General features: G+C 43.0%; 15 protein-coding genes. 8 read left to right on the forward strand and 7 right to left on the reverse strand.

The window, feature by feature from the left end:
• Window positions 1-125 precede the first annotated feature (125 nt).
• Window positions 126-2,165: an oligopeptidase A gene (gene prlC, locus EXT48_RS16215; protein ID WP_130165042.1), complete on the reverse strand. Its 2,040-nt coding sequence runs from the start codon at window positions 2,163-2,165 to the stop codon at window positions 126-128.
• Window positions 2,166-2,342: 177 nt separating this feature from the next.
• Between prlC and gorA the strand changes: the two genes are divergently transcribed.
• On the forward strand, window positions 2,343-3,701 hold the full coding sequence (gorA, locus tag EXT48_RS16220) for a glutathione-disulfide reductase (RefSeq protein WP_130165043.1): 1,359 nt from the start codon (window positions 2,343-2,345) through the stop codon (window positions 3,699-3,701).
• A 119-nt stretch (window positions 3,702-3,820) separates the two neighbouring features.
• Here gorA and EXT48_RS16225 read toward each other — a convergent pair whose 3' ends face one another.
• Entirely contained in the window at window positions 3,821-5,644 is a 1,824-nt protein-coding gene (locus tag EXT48_RS16225) for an alpha/beta hydrolase (RefSeq protein ID WP_130165044.1), read from the reverse strand.
• Between the two features lie 131 nt (window positions 5,645-5,775).
• On the opposite strand from EXT48_RS16225, the gene EXT48_RS16230 reads away from it, so the two are divergent.
• Complete coding sequence (locus EXT48_RS16230; RefSeq protein WP_130165045.1) at window positions 5,776-7,749, forward strand: winged helix-turn-helix domain-containing protein; 1,974 nt, start codon at window positions 5,776-5,778, stop codon at window positions 7,747-7,749.
• 56 nt (window positions 7,750-7,805) lie between these two features.
• Here EXT48_RS16230 and rpmG read toward each other — a convergent pair whose 3' ends face one another.
• The 3 genes from rpmG to radC all read right to left on the reverse strand — a co-directional run bounded on the left by rpmG (window position 7,806) and on the right by radC (window position 9,343).
• Complete coding sequence (rpmG, locus tag EXT48_RS16235) at window positions 7,806-7,961, reverse strand: 50S ribosomal protein L33 (RefSeq protein ID WP_010364212.1); 156 nt, start codon at window positions 7,959-7,961, stop codon at window positions 7,806-7,808.
• An 11-nt stretch (window positions 7,962-7,972) separates the two neighbouring features.
• Window positions 7,973-8,209 carry a 50S ribosomal protein L28 gene (gene rpmB / locus EXT48_RS16240; protein ID WP_010376746.1) on the reverse strand — a complete coding sequence of 79 codons (237 nt, stop codon included), beginning with the start codon at window positions 8,207-8,209 and terminating at the stop codon, window positions 7,973-7,975.
• A 459-nt stretch (window positions 8,210-8,668) separates the two neighbouring features.
• The gene (gene radC, locus EXT48_RS16245; protein ID WP_010605891.1) at window positions 8,669-9,343 is read right to left on the reverse strand and encodes a DNA repair protein RadC; all 675 of its coding nucleotides are present in this window, start codon (window positions 9,341-9,343) and stop codon (window positions 8,669-8,671) included.
• 128 nt (window positions 9,344-9,471) lie between these two features.
• Here radC and coaBC point away from each other — a divergent pair, with 128 nt between their 5' ends.
• From coaBC to EXT48_RS16265, 4 genes are all read left to right on the forward strand, one after another.
• A complete protein-coding gene (gene coaBC, locus EXT48_RS16250; RefSeq protein WP_130165046.1) occupies window positions 9,472-10,668 on the forward strand; it encodes a bifunctional phosphopantothenoylcysteine decarboxylase/phosphopantothenate--cysteine ligase CoaBC in 1,197 nt (398 codons plus the stop codon).
• A 157-nt stretch (window positions 10,669-10,825) separates the two neighbouring features.
• Complete coding sequence (gene slmA, locus EXT48_RS16255; protein WP_095729731.1) at window positions 10,826-11,413, forward strand: nucleoid occlusion factor SlmA; 588 nt, start codon at window positions 10,826-10,828, stop codon at window positions 11,411-11,413.
• A 106-nt stretch (window positions 11,414-11,519) separates the two neighbouring features.
• Window positions 11,520-14,291 (forward strand): prolyl oligopeptidase family serine peptidase, encoded by a 2,772-nt coding sequence (locus EXT48_RS16260; RefSeq protein WP_130165047.1) that lies wholly within the window; start codon window positions 11,520-11,522, stop codon window positions 14,289-14,291.
• A gap of 266 nt (window positions 14,292-14,557) precedes the next feature.
• Complete coding sequence (locus EXT48_RS16265) at window positions 14,558-17,470, forward strand: TonB-dependent siderophore receptor (protein ID WP_130165048.1); 2,913 nt, start codon at window positions 14,558-14,560, stop codon at window positions 17,468-17,470.
• Window positions 17,471-18,210: 740 nt separating this feature from the next.
• On the opposite strand, the gene EXT48_RS16270 is transcribed toward EXT48_RS16265, so the two are convergent.
• Together EXT48_RS16270 and EXT48_RS16275 are read right to left on the reverse strand one after the other, a co-directional pair.
• Window positions 18,211-18,471 (reverse strand): hypothetical protein, encoded by a 261-nt coding sequence (locus tag EXT48_RS16270; RefSeq protein ID WP_010376734.1) that lies wholly within the window; start codon window positions 18,469-18,471, stop codon window positions 18,211-18,213.
• A 123-nt stretch (window positions 18,472-18,594) separates the two neighbouring features.
• Window positions 18,595-20,784 (reverse strand): EAL domain-containing protein, encoded by a 2,190-nt coding sequence (locus EXT48_RS16275; RefSeq protein ID WP_130127081.1) that lies wholly within the window; start codon window positions 20,782-20,784, stop codon window positions 18,595-18,597.
• 220 nt (window positions 20,785-21,004) lie between these two features.
• Here EXT48_RS16275 and EXT48_RS16280 point away from each other — a divergent pair, with 220 nt between their 5' ends.
• Both EXT48_RS16280 and EXT48_RS16285 read left to right on the forward strand, forming a co-directional pair.
• Window positions 21,005-21,487: a hypothetical protein gene (locus EXT48_RS16280; protein WP_130165049.1), complete on the forward strand. Its 483-nt coding sequence runs from the start codon at window positions 21,005-21,007 to the stop codon at window positions 21,485-21,487.
• 1 nt (window position 21,488) lies between these two features.
• Window positions 21,489-22,367: a TIGR03899 family protein gene (locus EXT48_RS16285; RefSeq protein ID WP_017219066.1), complete on the forward strand. Its 879-nt coding sequence runs from the start codon at window positions 21,489-21,491 to the stop codon at window positions 22,365-22,367.
• Window positions 22,368-22,403 lie beyond the last annotated feature (36 nt).

The raw sequence follows: 22,403 nt of genomic DNA on the forward strand, positions 1-22,403 counted from the left end.
TGGCTTTCCCTATTAATTCATATCTTTATAGAATAGTCAGAGATATTGAATTTGCTAACAAAAAGTCACACTTTCTAAGACAAAAAAAACGCCTTCAGAAGAAGGCGTATAGAATGGAAAAAGTACTAGGCGGCGATCCCGCTGTGGCGTAATAGCGCATCTACTTTTGGTTCTCGACCCCGGAAGCGAGTAAACAGTACCATCGGCGCTTCTGAACCACCCTTTTCAAGAATGTGATGCATAAATTCACGCCCGGTTTGCGGGTTAAATATCCCTTCTTCTTCAAACTTAGAAAACGCATCCGCAGACAACACTTCTGCCCACTTATAAGAGTAGTAGCCTGCGCTATAGCCACCAGCAAAAATGTGGCTAAAACTATGCTGGAAGCGATTAAATTCGGGAGCTTTAACAACTGCTGTGCGCTCACGCACCGCATTGAGCGTTGCTTGAATTTGGCAATCCGTATTCGGCTCAAAGTCTGCGTGAATATGAAAATCAAACAACGAAAACTCCAACTGACGTAGCATTTGCATGGCTGATTGGAAGTTCTTTGCTGCCAGTAACTTGTCTAACATTTCTTTTGGTAACGGTTCACCCGTTTCATAGTGCCCTGAAATGAAGTTCAGCGCTTCTTCTTCATAGCACCAGTTCTCTAAAAACTGACTTGGCAGCTCAACCGCATCCCATGCCACACCATTAATACCAGCAACTGGCGCGGCATCCACTTGTGTTAGCATGTGATGAATACCGTGACCAAACTCATGGAATAAAGTAGTTACTTCATTATGGGTAAATAGTGCAGGTTTATTGCCAACGGCTTTATTGAAGTTACACACTAAATAAGCGACAGGAGTCTGCAACTCACCATTTTCGCGTACTTTTCGGCCCATGCAGTCATCCATCCAAGCACCACCACGCTTATGTTCACGGGCATATAGGTCGAGATAGAAATGACCACGCAACTCACCTTGATCATCGTGAATAGCAAAAAAACGTACGTCTGGATGATAAGTATCAATGTCTTTGACTTCACTCACACGGATCCCAAACAGGCGATTTACAGTTTCAAATAAACCGGCAAGTACCTTATGCTCAGGGAAGTAAGGACGCAGTGCTTCGTCAGAAATCGCATACTTAGCTTGTTTTAACTTTTCGCCATAATATGCGTAATCCCAAGGTTTTAACTCACTTACACCGTGTTCTTTATTCGCAAAGTCTCGTAGTTCAGCCACTTCTTGCTCGGCTTGTGGTTTTGACTTAGCAGCAAGGTCATTCAAAAACGTAAATACTTGCTCTGGCGTCTCAGCCATTTTGGTTGCCAGTGATTTTTCTGCAAAACTAGAAAAGCCAAGTAACTGAGCCAATTCGTGTCTTAGCGTAAGCGCTTCATGCATAATCGCTGAGTTATCAAACTCGCCAGCATTAGGCCCTTGATCCGAGGCGCGAGTTACAAACGCACGATAAGCCTCTTCACGGAGCGCTTGGCTATCTGCGTAAGTCATCACAGGAAGGTAAGAAGGAATATCTAGCGTAAATACCCAGCCCTCTAATCCTTTGGCTTCGGCAGTATGAGCGGCAAGTGCCAAGGCAGATTCCGGTAGCCCAGTTAAATCTGACTCATTAGTAATATGCTTTTGCCATGCCTGAGTGGCATCCATTACGTTGTTGCCAAACTTTGATGACAGCTCCGACAGTCGGGCTTTAATTTCGCCATAGCGCTTTTGCTTCGCAGCTTCAAGCGCAATGCCAGAAAGTTGAAAATCACGCAGTGCATTATCCACCGACGTTTGCTGAGCAATCGTTAAGCTACCAAACTCAGCTGACTCTTTTACTGCTTTATAAGCTTCATATAGTCCTTGATGTTGGCCACAATAAGTCGAATATTCAGAGATTAATGGCAAACACTCATCATACGCTTTGCGCAGCGCTTCTGAATTGACCACTGAGTGCATATGCGATACCGGCGACCACATGCGGCTAAGTTTATCGTCCGCTTCTTCTAGCGGTAGTACAAAGTTGTCCCAGGTATAATTCGACTGCGCTAAAACAGTGTCGATAGTTTCACGACAGTGCGCGATGACAGATTTTAATGCTTCAACAATATGTTCAGGCTTAATTTTCGAAAAAGGAGGCAATCCTTCTAGCCCGATTAATGGGTTACTCATGGGCACGCTCTTTATTTTCTATTCTAATATTGAGGTTGAAATAAGGGTGAATGACCGCATTTACAAGTATCTGAACAGATTTTTGCTTAATATCGGTCTTCGGTTGTGCACTTTTGCTATTTACTTAATATAAAGTAGTAGGGTTTAAGCAAAACAAATAATTGGCGAGGAATTTTTATGGCTCAACATTTTGACTATATCGCAATCGGTGGCGGTAGCGGCGGGATCGCATCTGCAAACCGAGCGGCGATGCGAGGTGCCAAGGTGGCATTAATAGAAGCAAAGCACTTAGGCGGTACTTGTGTAAACGTGGGCTGCGTGCCAAAAAAAGCCATGTGGCACGGCGCTCAAGTTGCTGAAGCCATTAAACTATACGCACCAGATTATGGTTTTGATGTTGAACTAAAGAACTTCGATTGGGGTAAGCTGGTAGAAAGCCGCGAAGCCTACATTGGCCGTATTCACCAAGGTTACAACGGCTACCTAGCGAAAAATGGCGTCACCGTGATCAATGGCTTTGCTAAGTTTGTTGATAACAACACCATTGAAGTCAATGGTGAGCACTACACTGCCGATCATATCAATATTACCGTAGGTGGCCGCCCAACGATCCCTAATATTCCAGGCGCTGAGCATGGTATCGATTCAAACGGTTTCTTTGAGCTTAAAGAGCAACCTCGCCGCGTAGCGGTTGTGGGCGCGGGTTATATCGCGGTAGAGCTTGCGGGCGTATTGCACAGCTTGGGCACAGAAACCCACCTATTTGTTCGTAAGCACGCTCCACTTCGTAACTTTGATCCTATCTTGGTTGAAACCTTAACTGAGGTAATGGAAAAAGAAGGTCCAACGCTGCACACTCACGCAGTGCCACAGTCAGTGACTAAAGAAGAAGATGGCTCAGTCACCTTACATCTTGAAAATGGTGAGTCTTACACCGTAGACAAACTGATCTGGGCAATTGGCCGTGAACCTATGACAGATCTTATCAACCTCGCTGCGACAGATGTAGAAACCACGCCTAGCGGCCATATTAAAGTCGACGAGTGGCAAAACACCACAGCCAAAGGTATCTACGCGCTCGGTGATATTATGGATGGGGGCATAGAGCTTACTCCTGTTGCCGTGAAAGCAGGTCGAATGCTAGCCGAGCGCCTATTCAATCCGGAATTGCCAAACGCAAAAATGGATTACGACTTAGTCCCTACCGTCGTCTTTAGCCACCCACCAATTGGCACCATTGGTCTAACAGAGCCAGAAGCGGAAGAAAAGTTCGGTAAAGACAACATCAAGGTCTATACCTCAACCTTTGCTGCAATGTATACCGCGGTCACTCAGCACCGCCAACCGTGTCGTATGAAGCTAGTGTGCGCAGGCCCAGAAGAAACCGTAGTGGGCTTACACGGTATCGGCTTTGCAGTAGATGAGATGATCCAAGGTTTCGCCGTCGCAATGAAGATGGGCGCAACCAAAGCAGACTTTGACTCGGTAGTCGCGATACACCCAACCGGCTCCGAGGAATTTGTTACTATGAGGTAACATACTGATTTAAATATCAAATAATCTTTTAAAAATTAAACGCGAGCGGCAGACAAGCTCGCGTTTTTTTATATGTTAACTCAATGCTTCAAGCGTTCATCTAGCAAATTGGATAGGTGTCATTGGTTCGCAAGCTCAGTCAATGCCTGCTTGATAAGCTCAGGATGGGTAAATGGGATCAAGTGCTCAGTTGATGATATTTGTAAATACTGCCCACCGCTGGTTTCAGCAACTTCTTGAGACCATTTTCTCCCCTCAGCCTCCCATTTTATTAGATTGGCTTTCACTTCCTCAGACTCTGCATTGGCAATATCTAGTTTTTCAAACTCACTGTCTATCACTGAAATCGGAATGCTGCTGTCTGGCTGCCAGTTTCTTACTAACTCCAAGTCGTCATGGTAGTTCATCATCTCGTGTACTCGAGTAAGTTGAGCTGCAACACTGTGGCGGGTTTGCATGATGTGATTGAAATATTGCCAATCCATGTAGTCTGCAAACTCACTCCCTTCAAGCAGAGCTTCAATATGCGCCTGTTCTTCAGCTATTTTGCCATCCATTTTTTCTTGCCAATTACCGGCAGCAACATGATCAATCAAGTCTTGTCCGTATTGACGATAAACATCAACTGGGTAACCTTGATACTGAGCAATAGAATGTGGCAGCAAAATATCTGGGTCTAACCACAACATGCTTGCTATCTTTTGCTTAAATTCCTGTGATTTTTGCATCGCAATTAGCTGCACTGAATTACTATTTGCGTAACTCAGCAAATGCACATCACTGAGATTGAGCTTTTCAAATAGTACAGGGAGGTCTTGTGCAAATTTATTCATGGAAGGCGCGTCATCAACACTACTTAATCCCTGCCCTAGCCTATCAATGACGCAAACATTAAAACTCTCTGCCAAGTAAGGCTGTAGTAACGCGAACCAAGCACTGTCACTATGAAAATGCATATTCGCACCCGAGAGCATGACCACGGTTGGTTTATCAGTGTGCTGTTTTAATTGCCGTACATGGTAATAATCGTTGTTTACTGCGATAAGATCAGAACCTTGGGGCAGCACATAACGACTTGTCGATTCAAAAAATGTCATTATCGATTCGGTGGTATGGACAGGTGGTAAATTCCAACTATGATGAGCCCCGTCTACACTAATTAGCTGCGTTTGAATATTGCGATTAGGATAGTGAGTTAACGTCACGCCTTCCGCTATTTCTTCATCAACAGATAAAGCAGCCTCATAATTTAAGTTAGCAATAATTTTAATCGCTTGAGGTGACGAGAGTAGCCCAAAATTTGCGTGACTTTTGCCATTATAAGGCAATACTGAGTCTGCTTTACCGTGCATAATTCGGTAGTTTGTAGGTGTCGAAAAATTACAGCTATCACCTAATTGGTAGGACATAGGTGCTGCAACCGTTACTATCGCATTAAACGTCCCCGAGCGGTTACATAATAGGTTTTGTACAAATAACCCGCCTTGAGAAAAGCCAGTCGCATAAATTTCACCGTCAATGACATCATATTTGGCTTTTATTTCCGCAATCATCTGATCAACAAAGCCTAAGTCATCTACACCTAAACGATGTGCCTTGTTACAACCACAGCCTTCATTCCACTCTTCATTTTTTGATTTGGGATAAACGACGATATAATCATCGCTTTGCTCATGTAGCTTGGTTAAACTTGCCATACCGTAAGCAGTCCCTCCAGAACCATGAAAAGCCAACATCAGCTTGTACGCTTTATGCGACTTTTCAATCGGCTTCATATAATAGTAACGCCCATTGAGTTGATGAACCTCTAAACCATTTACGGGCTTTAACACTCCATCGTCATTGCTTGACGCCTTTTTGCTGTCGCTACTGCTGCCACAACCCGCGACTAAAGCTGCGAGTGTTAAACCTAACGCCTGTTTTAAAAACATTCGACTTGTCATGTTAGCCATTCCTATTTTATTGTTTTCATGTACTCTAAATACTTTGAAAAAGGCCGCGACGAATTCACATGAAATCGTTGTGAGGAATTCCTTACCAATAAATATAAACAATATAATCAAAGGGATAATAAATGCGCTATGAGATTGCAGCCATTCGGTTTGATACGGTTAATCGAACGCTGACGAGTAGCACAGACTCCATCAGACTTGAGCCTAAGCCTTACTTATTGCTACAAACCTTAATTGCAGCAAATGGTAATGTTGTTTCGCGCGATAAACTCATTGCAGAAGTGTGGCAAGGTCGCGTAGTCACAGAAAGCGCAATCAATAAAGCCATGTCGACGTTGCGCCAGTATATGAATAAATTAGATGGTAAAACCGAGTATATAGAGACTATCCCTACCCTTGGATACCGACTTATTCCGGCAGTCACAAGTCATACTCCGGCTACAATAAGTAAGACCAGCTCCCGGATCGCGCCACTTTTAGGTGCTTCACTACTTATTACCAGCGTATGTGCATTTATAGCCTATCAGTTCATGCAGCCAGCGCAAAATAACGAACCACTCGCGCCCCAAAAATTAACGAGCCAGAGCGGTATCGAGCTGCAGTTAAGTAGCGCACCTCAATATAAAAGCTTTAGCTACCTGCATCCTACCGACACTCAGCAATCGGAGTTATGGCTCAATCACAGCAAGCAAAATAGAAAGCTGTTTTCTGGCAACATAAGCGCACAAGCCTTAAGCTCAGACGCCAAACACATTGCCTATATCGACGATGATAATGGCTGTACCGTAAAACAGTTTGATATCACGCAGGCACAGCACATGGCGCTATTTCCTTGCCAGCCTATCGAAAACATTAAACTAATATGGGGCGCAAATCCGCACGAAATCATTTATCGAAAACGCACAAATATACATAGTGGATACGGCCTTTACCGTTTCGATTCGAATACAAAACAACATATTCAGCTAACGCTTCCTCCAATCTCAGGAAACCTTAGAGGCGATCATCTATTTAGTTTATCCACAACTAAAGACCAACTCGCCGCCGCACGCTATCTTGGAGAAGATAAGCACGAACTGACGGTGTACGATTACCCAAGCATGTCAGTAAAGAGCACCGTTAAGTTACCTTATAATCTCACGGCACTAACTTGGTCTGCCAGCGGACAATCTATTTACTTTAGCGCAGGTAGTAGCGTTTATCGCGCTGATATAAAATCGAGTAAAGCAGAACTGCTTCACAAGCTCACAGCACCAATCGAAAGCCTAGTATTACAAGATAGCAATGAGACCCTGCTCTTTAACCAATATAAGTTAACTAGCCTAATTCACCTTTTCGACGCATCGGATCAAACCTTTTCACCACTTGTTGATAATCAGGCATTGAATCGCTTACCTCGCGCAAATCAAATGCCGCGAGTTTGGTATATTTCGGATCACGGCGCGCATTCCGCTTTATGGTCTATGGACACTGAAACACAACAACACACTCAAGTTGACTTGCCTCACATATTTAATTTTCAGCGCTTTCAACTTAACCACGATGCCTCAACAATACTGTATGAATATCAAGACGCTATTTACCAGTTTGCTATCAACAGCCAAAAAACAACACAACTTATAAGTCCTGAGCTTAAGCCTTACGTTGCCAATTACAGCCAAGATAACAACGAAATCATTTACAGCAGTGAACGCTCTGGTAGTTGGCAGTTATGGTCTCTAAATCTAATAACAAACCAACATCAGCAACTTACAACACAAGGTGGCTACAGCGGCTACAAGCTTAATAATGTGTTGTATTTTACCAAGTTTACACAACCCGGAATTTGGCAACTGGAAGACGGGCTAGAGTCTGTAGTTGTGACGGATGTACCAGTGAGAAATTGGTTGAATTGGCGACTCAGAGATAATGCGCTTTACTATGAAAAAGACAAAAGTATTTGGCGATTTGACCTGAAGACTAAACAAGAAAAGTTGTATTTCACCCCGCCACAACGATTTATTGGACAGTTTGATATATTGCAAAATGGCGATGTGATTTTCAGTGAGCTGAAGCAACCAAGTGGTGAGCTTTGGCAATTAACCGTGAAAAATTAAAGTACAAAAACAAAAAACCCAGCCGAGGCTGGGTTTTTATTGATTCTTGAAACGAATTACTTGATTTTCGCTTCTTTGAAGATCACGTGTTTACGAACCTTAGGGTCGAACTTTTTGATCTCCATTTTTTCAGGCATGTTACGCTTGTTCTTGTCGGTAGTGTAGAAATAACCAGTACCAGCAGTTGAAACTAAACGGATCTTATCACGCATGATTCAGCTCCTTAAACTTTTTCGCCGCGAGCACGGATATCTACTAATACCGCGTCGATGCCTTTTTTATCGATAATACGCATACCTTTAGTAGTAGTGCGTAGAGAAACGAAACGCTTTTCGCTTTCAACCCAAAAACGGTGTGTTTGTAGGTTAGGTAGGAAGCGACGCTTAGTAGCGTTGCGCGCGTGCGAACGGTGGTTACCAACCACTGGGCGCTTACCTGTAACTTGACAGACTTTAGACATGTCTATGTATCTCCAATAACTTCGCTCGAGCTTAATTTTCCCTTAAAGGCCTTTTAACTGCGTGCCCTAGGTAAAATCAAAGGGCGCTCTTTATACAGTATCTACAGGCAGAGATCAAGGATCTGATCCTACTGAAATCAGCTCATGGGTAAATTTGATAGCGGCCAATTATAATGATCCGAAGCCCACTAGGAAAGTAAAAACTGCATTTAAATTGAACTAATTTATAAAATTTATACAAATATGCTGATTTAACGAGCAAATTTCTATTTTGGCCCTTTCTACATCGTAATTTTCACTGTTTAATTTTCGTGCTTATACGTATATTTAGGCAGCAACACTCCACCAGCTACCTCACACTTCGAGTAAAAGCTGAGTGATCAAGCTCCATTCTATTTTGCTCAGTTCAAAAGGACAGCTTGAGAAAGCGAAACCCACCTGATAAAACAGCAACTCAGCTTAAATCAGTCCTCGTTCGGCAAACGAAATACAATGACTTCCGGCGACGATTAAATGGTCAAGTACATTAATATCAACCAGTGCCAAACCTTGCTGCAACTTTTTCGTGATGAGTTTATCCGCTTCGCTGGGCTCTGCCACACCCGATGGGTGGTTATGGGCAAAAATCACGGCTGCACAGTGGTATTTTAGTGCCGCCTTTACTACTTCTCTTGGATAAACCGAAGCCGCGTTAATTGTACCGTGAAACAACACTTCATCTTTTATCAGGCGATTTTGGTTGTCTAGATACAGCACCATAAACACTTCATGCCCAAGCCCCCGTAGTTGAGCACTCAAATAGTCACGTACCGCTGTCGGGTTTTGAAATACCGTTTCTCTTAAGCACTCTTCTTTTAGATAACGCCGACTTAGCTCTAAAACGGCCTGTAACTGCGTGTATTTGGCAACGCCTAAGCCTTTTAACGCTGAAAACTCTTCTAACGAGGCATTGAATAAACGCTGTAACGTTTGCTGTTCTTGCAACAAGGATTCGGCAAGCTCTATGGCATTTAATCCTTTGATCCCTGTGCGTAAAAAGATAGCCAATAATTCGGCATTGGATAACGCCTCAGGGCCTTGCTCAATTAACTTTTCTCTTGGTCGTGCAGATTTGGGTAAGGCTGATATTTGCATCCTACTATTCCTTATCTTTGTATGTCTCCTTGACTAAATTAAGCTTAGCGGGTGATCACGATTATTCAAAAGCAAACACAGACTGTGATATCTTTAGTTTATTGATACTGTGATCGTATAAAACAAACATGCAAAGAAATAAACGCCTCTTACTTGGGATCAGCGGTGGTATCGCTGCTTACAAATGCGCAGAACTCGTTCGCCGCCTAAAAGAACAGCAAATAGATGTCAAAGTGGTGATGACTGAGTCTGCTAAGCACTTTATCACGCCACTGACAATGCAGGCGGTCTCTGGTGAAATCGTTTCTGACTCTTTGCTTGACCCACAAGCAGAAGCGTCAATGGGGCATATCGAATTTGCAAAATGGGCAGACCTAGTGCTGGTTGCTCCTGCGACCTCGAATATCCTCGCCAAAATGGCGGCGGGTATTGCAGATGATTTACTGACCACATTACTGCTCGCAACGCCCGCGCCTGTTGCCGTAGCGCCGGCAATGAATCAACAGATGTATGCACATCTATCGACTCAAGCAAATCTCAATACCCTTACTTCACGCCATGTCCAAATCTGGGGACCCGGTAAAGGCGAGCAAGCCTGCGGAGATGTAGGCGCAGGACGCATGCTTGAACCTCACGAGTTGGTACAACTGTGTTTAACTGCACTTCGCCCTACTGAGCAAGTATTAACAGGAAAAACGGTAACTATCACCGCAGGACCGACACGCGAAGCATTAGATCCGGTGCGTTTTATTACCAACCACAGTTCAGGAAAAATGGGTTTTAGTCTTGCCGAGGCAGCAAAAGCTCTAGGTGCAAGCGTAAATCTGATAGCAGGGCCGGTTTCACTGAATACCCCCACTGGAATTACTCGAATTGATGTAGAAAGTGCTGAGCAGATGCAACAAGCTGCACTCGAATATGCCGTACAATCGGATATTTTTATCGGCTGCGCGGCGGTCGCTGATTACCGTGCAGCCACCGTTGCCGAGCAAAAGATTAAAAAGCAAGGCGATGAAATCACACTTACACTGGTCAAAAACCCCGATATTATCGCCACTGTCGCAGCACTAAAACAGTCTCGTCCTTATACCGTTGGCTTTGCCGCTGAGACGCAGAATGTCGCCGAATATGCGCAAGGAAAATTGGTAAATAAAGGGCTGGATATGATCTGTGCGAATGATGTGTCGGATAGCACAGGTGGTTTTAATTCAGATAACAACGCATTGACCCTATATTGGAAAAAAGACCGACTTGAACTCCCTCACTCTAGCAAAAAAGAGTTAGCACTCACTGTCATGCAAGCTATTGCCGAAAAGATAAAATAACCTTCATGTAAAAGACTGGAAAGAAACTGAATAAAACATTAACATGATACCCCGATAACGTGTAAACGAGTCGGGGTTTGCACTTCTGCGCATCACTCTCTGTGCTTAATAAACCCGACAAAAACAATATAACAATTAGAAAAATAAGGGAAATTTCATGCCAGCGACAAAACGTAGTAATCGCAAAGAGCAAATTCTTCAATCACTCGCACAAATGCTGGAAACCAGCCCGGGACAGCGTATCACCACAGCTAAACTCGCTGCTGAAGTCGGGGTTTCAGAAGCTGCGCTTTATCGCCACTTTCCAAGTAAAGCGAGAATGTTTGAGGGGCTTATTGAGTTCATCGAAGATACGTTACTGTCACGCATTAATTTAATCCTAGAAAACGAAAAAGAAACCCGTAACCGGATCTACAACATTCTTACTCTACTCCTAGCCTTTGCAGAGAAAAACCCTGGGATCACACGTATTTTAACGGGTGATGCACTACAAGGTGAGCAAGAACGCTTACGTGAACGAGTACAAAGCTTATTTGAAAAGCTTGAGACACAATTCAAACAAGTATTAAGAGAGCGTAAACTACGAGAAGGTAAGACATTCACGAGCGAAGAAAGTGTACTGGCTAACCTATTCTTAGCTTTTGTTGAGGGTAAGATGAATCAGTTTGTCAGAAGTGACTTTAAAGCAAAACCAACCGCGCAATTCGATAAACAGTGGGTTGAGCTTGAGAAAATCTGGCTTTAAGCACCTGCGGCTAGCCGCTTAAATACATCCGCACACCGCAGAGCATTTTAGTTTCACCGTTAAAAGTGATAAAAACATCATAAATACATACTAAAATGCTCTAAATATGACTCTAAAACTCTCTCTCTTAAGCGCAGCACTTTTTAGTGTAAGCAGCTTAGCAGCTAAACCCAGCCTTGAATTTAAAGATGTTTTTGATTTTCGTTACCCTCAGGGTACGGTGATCTCCGAACAAGGCACATTCCTCGGCCTAAGTGCAAAGCCTTACCGTGGTGACAGCGAAGGCCAAGTGTATTCTCTCAATAATAAAGCACTGATTGCATCGGTTCCCCGTGGCACGAATCCAGTTATCAATAAAGGCGGTCAATGGGTTAGCTTTACCCAGCGCCCTACCCTACTTGAAAAAGAAACGGCAGATAAAAAGAAGAAAAAAACACTAAAAAACAACTTAGTGTTGGTGAATACCACAACTAAGGCCCAGCAAACCTTTAGCTCGGTTAAAGATTATCAACTTTCAGATGATGGCCTATGGCTGGTGTACCGTGAGGATGCAAAAAAAGGCGACAACAAATCAGACGAAAAAGCGAATACAGACGAGCAAACTGATGAACTCAAAATCAGTGCAGATAAAGGCGACGAAACCTTAACGCTTGTAGTGCTGAATCTTTCTAACAATGAGAGCACTCGCTATGACGACATCGCAGCATACAAAGTAGCACCAAATAGTAACGCGATACTTGTCAATCAGCGCAGTGAAGACGGCAGTAAAAACCGTGTGGCCGTTATTGACTTAGCAAGCAATCAAATCACAAGTCTTATTGATGAGCCCGGTGTGACTTTAGGAGACATTGCTTGGCAACCCAATTCTCAACATGTCGCTTTTTATTTAGGTAATTATGTCAACGATGACAAACGCCGCCGCGACTACCAACTCAAATTATGGTCTCCAACAAGCAATAAAATAACCGACATCCACAACCCAAGCGGTTGGTTTTCAGGCAAGACAGCATCAATCAAATGGTCTGAAGATGGCTCTCGACTGTTTTTTGAAAATCGTCCACAGCTTGAAGCAAAAGCCAAAGTGCTTAAATACACAGATGAAAGCTCACTTTATGATTACGATACCATTCGCCAGCAAAAAGGCTTAAAAGTTTGGCACAATGCCGATCCTGAAATCAAAACTAGAGAAATAAAAACATGGAATGAAAGCCGTCGAGATCAACATTATCAAGCGGTTTATCACATTAATGGCGAGCGTGTAGTACAGCTTGAAAACCTTCAAGTGCCTGCTATTTCACTGCGCACAAACGCAAATTTTGTGCTGGCCAGCGACGATACTCCCTACCTAAAGCAGATTATGTACAAGGGCTTTTATCGCGACTACTACAGCGTTGATATCAACAGCGGTGATAAACAACTCATTGTTAAAGAAAGTTCAAATCGCCCTACCGTCGCACCTGACGGTAAACATGCGGCCTATTTCGACGGTCAACAAGTCTGGTTGAAATCGCTATCCACACAACAGCTTACCCCGGTCAGCAAAGCGGTTAAAAACGCACTGTTTGCTGATGATAAACATGATAAACCAGAACCAAACGAAGGGTTTGGATTTGCTGGTTGGCAGCTCGATGGTTCGACGCTCTACGCCTATAGTAAATATGATATTTGGGCATTTGATACCAAAACGGCAAAAGCAACTCGACTAACTGACGGCTATAAGACCCAAACACAATACCGCATTGAGTATAAAGATAAGGACAAACTAGGCTTTAACCCAGACGATACCTTACTATTAAGTGCGCACAACCTCGAAAATAAACAAACGCATATTGCAACGCTTTCCCTACAAGCTAACAAGTTGCAAACTGTTTTGTCTGGCGAAGCTAAATATGGTGTTGTGAGAAAAGCCAAAGAGGCGGACACTTATATTTTCACAAGACAGTCTTATCAAGAATTTCCTGATTATTGGGTCTCAGATAGCAGCTTTAATAACCCGACAAAACTCACAGATTTAAATCCACAGCAGCAGACATTTGCTTGGGGCCAAAAACCTGAACTTGTGAAGTACAAAGGCTACGATGGCGAAGATCTTCAAGGCGTGTTAATCAAACCTGCTGATTATAAAGCCGGTGATAAAGTGCCAGTGGTGATTTACTTCTACCGCTATATGAGCCAGCGCATGTATGACTTCCCGAAAATGGAGTTAAATCACAGACCAAACCTGCCAATGTATACCTCAAACGGTTATGCGATATTCTTGCCTGATATTCGTTTTGAAATCGGCCACCCAGGGCGCTCTTCAACACAAACCATGATCAATGCAGCACAAGCGCTGATTGATACAGGTGTTGCGGATCCGGATAAAATTGGCTTACAAGGCCACTCTTGGGCTGGTTACCAAAGTGCATTTATGATCACACAGACAGATATGTTTAAAGCGGTTGTGTCTGGCGCGCCAGTATCCAATATGACTTCAGCATTCAGTGGGATCCGTTTAGAATCAGGTCTTGCAAGACAGTTCCAATACGAAACAGGCCAAAGCCGTATCGGTAAGCCGCTAACAGAAGCGCCTGAATTATATATAGAAAACTCTCCAGTGTTTTACGCTGATAAAGTAAACACGCCGATTTTGATCATGTTTGGCGATAACGACGGCGCAGTGCCTTGGCAAGAAGGTATTCAATACTATTTAGCCTTAAGAAGACATGATAAAGACGCTATTTTCTTACAATACGAAGGTGAACCGCACCATCTGAAAAAGCTGCCAAATCAGCTAGATTATTCAATTCGTATGAAAGAATACTTTGATTATCACCTGAAAGGATTGCCACCAGCAGAGTGGATTCAATCCGGTGAAGCATTTATCACTGAAGAGTAAGCAACTCCACAGGTATTCATCGTCAAGGACACCATCGCGGTGTCCTTTTTTTGGCAACAATTTACTCATTCCTTTGTTTTACTTTTATCTAGAAATGTTTTGTTTCAACTTTCATCCGTATAATTTCGTTATAAAAAAGCTCATATCTCCATTACATTTGACGGTTTTACAAACGAACCATTGAACTTTCAGTAGATGCGTTGTAAGTTCTATGTTGCAGGAACATTTTCCTACTCTGCTAATAAATAAATAAATAAGGAAATAAGATGAAACTTTCTAACCTATCAGCAACGATCAGGCTATCTCTACTGGCTTGTTCAACGCTGACTGCAGGCGTATCAGGTATCGCCCACGCTGAAGAAACAGATGCCAACGCTACTAATAGCGTAGAACGAATCGAGGTTACTGGTACGCGTATCAAGCGAGCTGCCATGACCGGTGCGAGCCCTGTAACAAGTGTTACGGCCGAAGACATTAAAGTTGCAGGTATTACTAGGGTAGAAGATCTACTCAACGATATGCCTGCAATCTTTGCTGACCAAACTTCAGGCCAAGCAAATGGAGCTACAGGTACCGCAACAGTAAACCTTCGTAACTTAGGCACAGAACGTACATTGGTACTCGTTAATGGACGTCGCTTGCCTTCTGGTTCTCCTGTTGCTGGTGGTATCGGTGCTGACCTTAACCAAATCCCAGCAGCTTTAGTTGATCGTGTTGATGTGTTAACTGGTGGTTCGTCAGCAACATACGGCTCAGACGCTGTTGCTGGTGTTGTAAACTTTATCATGAAAGACGACTTTGAAGGCTTCCAAGTTGAGTATCAAGGTAGTGTTTATCAACATGATAACGACCACAAAGACATGCAACGAGCACTAAAAGATAGAGGCTTCCCGGTACCTGACGGAAGTCAATGGGATGGCGACACCCATGATATCTCTCTGACTTTTGGTGCAAACTCTGCAGATGGCCGTGCTAACATCACAGGTTACGCGACTTGGCGTGATATCGAAGAGGTGACACAGGATAACCGTGACTACAGTGCCTGTGCTATGAATATAAACGCGACAGGTACACGTATTTGTGGTGGTTCAGGAACAATTCCAGATGGCCGTATTACCGATTTCGATACCTATGACTACAAAGTATCTGGTACCGATCTAGTTCCTACAGCTGGCACAGTGTACAACTACGGCCCACTAAACTATTTCCAACGTCCAGACAAACGTAAAACATTTGGTTTACTAGGTCACTATGATTTTAACGACAGCCATACGTTTTATGCTGAGTTTAACTACATGGACAACCGCACAGTGGCTCAGATCGCACCTTCTGGTTCATTCCTGAATCAAGTTGATATTAGCTGTGATAACCCACTACTTTCAGCTTCACAAAGAAATACGCTTTGCGGACCTGACGGTGTTGCAACAGATGGTGTTGTTAAGGGTGCTTTCATCGGTAAACGTAATGTTGAAGGTGGCCCTCGTCAAGACGATATTCGCCATACCTCAACTCGTTTTGTACTAGGTGTTCGCGGTGAAATCGATGACAACTGGAGTTATGATGCGTATATGAACTTTGGTAACGTATCATATGCTCAGACTTACCAAAACGACATGTCTACAACCAGAATCATTCGTTCATTACAAGCAACAACAGATGATGACGGTAACGTGGTATGTAAGTCAGTTGTAGATGGTAGCGATCCAACCTGTATTCCTTGGAATATTTTCGATCCAGCGAACATCACTCAAGAGCAAATTGACTATCTAACTATGCCTCTATTTGCTCGTGGTGACACGAGAACAAAACAAATTAGTGGTTATGTTACTGGTGACCTTACTGAGTACGGTGTTGTAGTACCTGGGACTTCCACTGGTGTGGGCGTGGTATTTGGTCTTGAGCACAGAAAAGAGTCGCTAGACTTCAATCCGGATCAAGGCTTCCAGTCGGGTGACGGTGCAGGTCAAGGTGGTCCAGTTCTTGGCGTAAGTGGTGAATTTGACGTCAATGAATTCTTTACTGAATTCAACGTACCTTTAGTCGAAGACTCTGAATTTGCTGATTATATTACTTTAGAGTTAGCTTACCGCTACTCTGATTATTCAACGGATAAAACAACTAACACCTATAAAGGTGCGTTTGATATCCGCGTTAATGATCAACTTGGTTTGAGAACAAGCTTCCAACGCGCAGTGCGTGCAGGTAACGTACGTGACCTATTCAGATCTGCTGGTTTAGGTTTGTTTAACTGGGAAGATCCATGTGGTGGCGCGAATCCAACTTTAACTGTTGAGCAGTGTGCCAGAACAGGTCTTGATCCATCTAAATATGGTTCTAACGCACTAATCAACCCAGCAGGTCAATACAATAGTATCACTGGTGGTAACCCAGACCTAGAGCCTGAGAAATCAGATACTATCTCGTTTGGTATTCTATTATCTCCTGAAGCCATTGAAGGTTTAGACATTGCGATTGACTACTTCGACATTACTGTTGAAGACGCAATTCAAGAAATCCCTGAAGCAACAATCTTCAATCAGTGTGCGATTAATGGTAACGACGAGTTCTGTGGACTGATTAACCGTGGTCCAACAGGCTCATTGTGGCTAGGCCAGGATGCGATCACTGCGATTGATACCAACATTGGTAGCGTAGAAACAAGCGGTATCGATTTTGATGCATCATACCGTTATAACCTGCCTGATGATATGGGTCTTTTACGCTTCAAGCTAATCGGTACATGGCTAGATAAGTTTGCAACGCAAAACTTACCAGGTGGTGATATTGACGATTGTGCTGGTCGTTGGGATAGAGCGGTATGTGAATATCCAGTTCCTGACTTTAAGTCAAACTTCTCAACAACTTGGGTAACACCTTGGGATGCAAACATTACAGCAACCTATCGTTATGTAAGTGAAGTGAAGGAATTCGCACGAAATGACGACGGCCAAGTAATCGATGGACCAGTTCCAATGACTGCACGTGATTACGTTGATATTGCAGTAACATGGAATGCTTCTGATAACCTGCAATTCCGCGGTGGTGTAAATAATATCTTTGATAATACAGCTCCACTAGTACCAAATGGTCCTGCAGGCCCAGCAAATGGTAACACTTACCCTGGTTTCTATGATTCTTTGGGTCGCTATATCTTCGCAGGTTTCACATTTAGACTGTAGTCTAAAGCCCGCAAGATTTAGTCGTAACTATGAGCCCCCGCAGGTTTAAAGCTGCGGGGGCTTTTTTAGTTTAACGTCACTCTCACACCACTGCTTAATCATGATGCCTTGAAGGCAAATATCTGTTAACTACTCATCTGACATCAAAGCTTTTTTAATAAGGTGAGCTATTTTTGAGGTTAGAAAGTCTTGTCGCTTGCTCCGCACCCAGCTAGCAGCAATGCACCTAGTTATTCTAAAAAAGAAGTTTTAACGCAGCTAGCGTCAGGTCTCCCCTCTCACATCGAGTGGGTATTAAGACTATTTGGTATTAAAACATGAGATACCATGCACACAATAATATCTATCACCGCTAACGTTCATACCACCGTAATCACAATTAAATAACCTGGGCTTCGGATAATTAATGCCTTTCTAGCAGCCAGTTTTAGCGCTAACTGCGTTGAATTCACTTCCAATAGCCAGCTATTGGTGCATAAATTCGCCTTGTTATCCCTAAAACTGTCTGGCTAGATAAGGGAATAATTTAATGTGTTATTAAAAACAATGAGTTAGCTCATTCCTTATCCAAACCTCAGGTTAAATAAGTGGAGATAGTCAGGAAAGATAAAGCGTAATTTAAACTTGAGAGAGAAAGAAAGGTAATTGCTCTAAAAGAGGAGTTTTCAGCGCAACTCGCAACTGTTTCCTCAATTAGAGCAAATAATTAGACTGCTCGTGCTAGCCTAACAAAGCGAAATTTACTGACCGCCCTGAACGCCAACAGTACTCTGCTGTCGGTTAAGCATGTCTTTCGCCGCACGTCGATCATGCTCGATCTGGTCTTTAGTACGACATCTTCGTTTTGTAAACTTACTACCAGTGATGATATCTTGCTTACAGTATAAATCATCTTGATTCTTAGCTATCGTGCTCTCATTATTGTTTTTTGCCGACTCGGTCGTTGAATTACAACCCGTCAGAAGCACCAATAGGACAACACAAACTCCTGCGATTTTCATAGCAAATCCTTTATTATTGATAATACAAAGTACCTAAGTACATTTAAGAACGGAGTGTTCAAACTTTAGTCTAATCAACATTACAAAGAAAAGCAATTGCACCGATTTTAACAACACAATTGTCTAATTTGACTCTAAAAATTCAAGCAAGTCTCGCTCAGGCATTGGCTTTGCTAATAAAAATCCCTGTACCTCATCGCAGCCAAGCTTTTGTAGCACCGTCATTTGCTCTTCTGTCTCAACACCTTCCGCAATGGTTTTTAGGCCAAGATGCTGACCTAAAGAGATGACAAGATCGGCAATTGCACCGCTGTCATCATGAGGAATATCTTTGACAAAAGCACGGTCGATTTTAAGCCGTGCTAAAGGAAGTTTTTGCAAATAGCTCAAAGAAGAAAATCCTGTACCAAAGTCATCAATGGCCACCTCAACACCAAATTCTTGTAACTCTTGGAGTGTATTGATCACCGAGTTTACCTCATCCATGACTACACTTTCTGTCACTTCAAGCTCAATATGCTTAGGCTCCACATTAAACGACAAGATAGTGTCCTTAACCTGCTGTGCATAGTTTGGCACCTTAAACTGCGGCACAGAGACGTTAACAGCAATGCTAAGCTCACCGAATCCCTGCTGCTGCAACGTTGCCTGCAACTGACAGGCTTGTTCTAATACCCATTGGCCAATTTCGACAATAAGCCCTGCATTTTCCGCAAGCGGAACAAAAATCGCAGGGGAAATATAATTCCCGTTTCCTGAAGGCCAACGCAACAAAGCCTCACAGCCAATCACCTTGCGATCAGCAATAGAAAACTGAGGCTGATACCAGACCTCGAGTTTTTTCATCTCAAAATCTTGCCTGAGCTGTCTTATTAACCCCAGCTTCCAAGCCATTTTTTCTTCTAAATCTGGGGTATACCAATCCAGTGGAATACTCGACTGTTTTGCTTGGTTAAGCGCAATATACGCAAGTTTTAAGGTCTCTATTCCTTGCGGTTGGAAGTCTTCTTGACGGCACACTCCAATATGAAAGTGCATAGTCAACAAATGCTCCCCGACATGGTAGGGCACGCACAAGTTATCAATAAAAGACTCTTCATCAAACTGCGACTCTGGCATTAAAAAGCCAAACACATCCGCACCAATTCGTGAAATTAACTGGGCCTCAGGAAACTCAATACTAATTCGCTCAGCAACTCCTAATAACAGCAAGTTCCCAACTTCTTGGCCTAACCCGTTATTGATGTCAGAAAATTGAGCAATATCAACAAGAATAAAAACGAGCGACTGTTGCTGGTTAAAGTACGACTCTATTTTCTCGATAAAATTAGCGCGATTAGGTAGTTTGGTGAGATTATCTTTGTAAGCAACCTCACGTAATTCGTTGAATAGCTTAATATTATCAAGACCAACACCAACGTTAGTCAGGAATATCTCAGCAAACTTCAATTGCGCTTCCGATGGCTCAGCCTCTAGCTCTAAATAAATGGCTGCTTTTTTGTTTTTGCTTTCAAGTAAGAAGGTAATGTCATGCGCGGTAGATTGGTGGGATTCGGTATCAATACAGTTTTGTACTTGCATGATGACACGACCATTATCAAGCTGCTCTATACCATGACCAAAGAATTCACGGTACTGCTCACTACCGCCAAACACCCTTAAATGCATATCATCATCTAGGTAGCCACTCACTAAGCCTTCGCCTGACGCATCTAAAATATTTGCCAATTGGGCAACGACCGCTGCTGCAAAGGAGCCCATATCGGTATGGCCGAGTATGGCGCGAGAAGCTGAAAGGATCTGCTCTAGTGCGTGGCTTTGCGCTTCGAGCTCACAAATTTGTTGATAAGAACGGATAGCGGTAAGTAAAGAAGTAACCAGTTTGCTGCGGGTGAGTTCTGTCTTCATTTTATAATCGTTAATGTCGAACTCACGAATGATCTTTTCTTCCGGTGCATAACCCGGTTGACCTGTACGCATAATAATACGTACTGCCATATTTTTGATCTCTTCGCGCACTCGACGCACGACATTAAGACCTGCGTCGTCGGTTTCCATCACCACATCGAGTAAAAGGATACTGATATTATTTTGTTCTTTTAAAATCTCAATGGCTTCTTTGCCAGAATAGGCGTGAAAAAACCTGAGCTTTTTGCCCCAAAACTCTAAATTAGACAGCGCAAGTTTAGTAACAGAATGGATCTCTGGGTCATCATCAACGACTAAGACATCCCAAAAAGCACTTGTCGTTTCTTCTTCTTGAGTAACTTCTTCGTGCTCTGCAAACAAATAATCTTCTTGCTCAGGTGCCATGTTTTACCCTTTAAATCCGCACTACTCTTTAATTATAGGCACTGATTCACTCCAGTGTTTACCATCTTACAAAATATGGTACATTTTTACTATTACAGTTCTGTTTGATTAACATACATGAAATATTATAGTCGAGCATAGAACAAAATAGATGATTTAGCATACTTTTTACCAAAGAGGATTCTGTATCAAACGTTTATCTACTCCTATTAGAATGCTGATGATTTTGGCACTTATCATTGTGATTGCTGGTTTAGCGATGCCACACCATTATAAAGTGGTAAAAAGCACCGATATTTCTGCAAATAACACAACACTCTCTCCATTGGTATTATCCCATTGGCCAGCATTATTTAATTGGCAAGCAACCGAAGACATCCACTTTCGTATTTTGCCAAAAAAGCAACGAGTGGGTGGTTCAGCAGTGTTAGTGCATCCTTGGGGAGAAGCAGAAATGACCATCACCAAAATCAACGAACAGAGTTTAGAGCTTTCATTACATGTAGACGATGAACATTTAGCCAAAATTAGCCTTAATTTGTTGACTGCTCAGGCCGATAAACAACTGACCATCACGATTGAAGGAAGAGCCAATACGCCCTTTATTGGCAGTTTTATCGCACTTTTTATGCAGCAGTATTTACCGCAAGTAACCAATTCTGCGGTCAATCATATGCATACACTGTATAAACTACGAGCTTGATATGGCAGTCAAAAATGCACAAGTAAAATCAGCCTTAGCGCTTTCGATTGAAGAAAAGCTCGGCTACCCCATGGTGAAACGGATCACACCGCTGGTCACTCAAAATGACCGTTATCAGTCTGATAAAAATAAAGATAACCAATACACGGTGCGAACTGAGCACGGCACGCTAAAACGCGCTCTAAAGCGCCAACAATTAATCAAGATCCAGCGCCAGCAAAATCTTGAGGCCATTATGGGCATGGCGCTGACATTATGCCCCGAGGTTACCGCCCGAGGTCGCCCCGATCCCGATTGGTTGGAGCACTTCATCACCCTTGCAGAAGACATTGCCAATCACTCTATGCAAAAGTTGTGGGCAAAGATATTAGTGGGTGAAAGTATTACACCCGGCACTTTTTCAATTAAAAGTCTGCAAACCCTAAAGATGATGACCCAGCGTGAAGCAACCGCGTTACAAAGATGTGCACCATTGTGTGGCTACTTAGAAAAAGAAGACAGCTACCTTATTCTTCATGGCTACTATAAAAAGCCGTCTATTTTTGATTTGCTACGTAAAGGCAGCACTGAATCCATCAACTTAAGTCAAGCTGGGCTGAACTTCCCAAATATACTTACGCTGATGGATATTAATATCCTTTATCGGCAAGAAATTGAGTCCGCATCGCTACAAAAAGGACAGTCAATGCAGCTGGTTTATTTACGTAAAAAAATGACCTTAACGGCCAAATCCAATGACTTGGTACTGAGCTATTACAAGCTAACGCAAACCGGAGACGAGCTAAAAAAACTACTCCAAAGCCCAATCAATAAACAATACAAGCAACTTGTAGAAAAGGCCTTTGAAAGCGAATTTTCTCTCGAGTGGGAAGATAGATAAGGAAGTTGTTCTATTTACTCAACACAAACCAAAAAG

Source organism: Pseudoalteromonas sp. CO348 (genome assembly GCF_004208845.1).
Lineage (GTDB): Bacteria > Pseudomonadota > Gammaproteobacteria > Enterobacterales > Alteromonadaceae > Pseudoalteromonas > Pseudoalteromonas maricaloris.

What these genes read in the sequence shown, in the direction of transcription:
- prlC (WP_130165042.1), bottom strand. Translation starts at nt 2,165, where the DNA reads ATGAGTAACCCATTAATCGGGCTAGAAGGATTGCCTCCTTTTTCGAAA.
- gorA (WP_130165043.1), top strand. Translation starts at nt 2,343, where the DNA reads ATGGCTCAACATTTTGACTATATCGCAATCGGTGGCGGTAGCGGCGGG.
- EXT48_RS16225 (WP_130165044.1), bottom strand. Translation starts at nt 5,644, where the DNA reads ATGACAAGTCGAATGTTTTTAAAACAGGCGTTAGGTTTAACACTCGCA.
- EXT48_RS16230 (WP_130165045.1), top strand. Translation starts at nt 5,776, where the DNA reads ATGCGCTATGAGATTGCAGCCATTCGGTTTGATACGGTTAATCGAACG.
- rpmG (WP_010364212.1), bottom strand. Translation starts at nt 7,961, where the DNA reads ATGCGTGATAAGATCCGTTTAGTTTCAACTGCTGGTACTGGTTATTTC.
- rpmB (WP_010376746.1), bottom strand. Translation starts at nt 8,209, where the DNA reads ATGTCTAAAGTCTGTCAAGTTACAGGTAAGCGCCCAGTGGTTGGTAAC.
- radC (WP_010605891.1), bottom strand. Translation starts at nt 9,343, where the DNA reads ATGCAAATATCAGCCTTACCCAAATCTGCACGACCAAGAGAAAAGTTA.
- coaBC (WP_130165046.1), top strand. Translation starts at nt 9,472, where the DNA reads ATGCAAAGAAATAAACGCCTCTTACTTGGGATCAGCGGTGGTATCGCT.
- slmA (WP_095729731.1), top strand. Translation starts at nt 10,826, where the DNA reads ATGCCAGCGACAAAACGTAGTAATCGCAAAGAGCAAATTCTTCAATCA.
- EXT48_RS16260 (WP_130165047.1), top strand. Translation starts at nt 11,520, where the DNA reads ATGACTCTAAAACTCTCTCTCTTAAGCGCAGCACTTTTTAGTGTAAGC.
- EXT48_RS16265 (WP_130165048.1), top strand. Translation starts at nt 14,558, where the DNA reads ATGAAACTTTCTAACCTATCAGCAACGATCAGGCTATCTCTACTGGCT.
- EXT48_RS16270 (WP_010376734.1), bottom strand. Translation starts at nt 18,471, where the DNA reads ATGAAAATCGCAGGAGTTTGTGTTGTCCTATTGGTGCTTCTGACGGGT.
- EXT48_RS16275 (WP_130127081.1), bottom strand. Translation starts at nt 20,784, where the DNA reads ATGGCACCTGAGCAAGAAGATTATTTGTTTGCAGAGCACGAAGAAGTT.
- EXT48_RS16280 (WP_130165049.1), top strand. Translation starts at nt 21,005, where the DNA reads ATGATTTTGGCACTTATCATTGTGATTGCTGGTTTAGCGATGCCACAC.
- EXT48_RS16285 (WP_017219066.1), top strand. Translation starts at nt 21,489, where the DNA reads ATGGCAGTCAAAAATGCACAAGTAAAATCAGCCTTAGCGCTTTCGATT.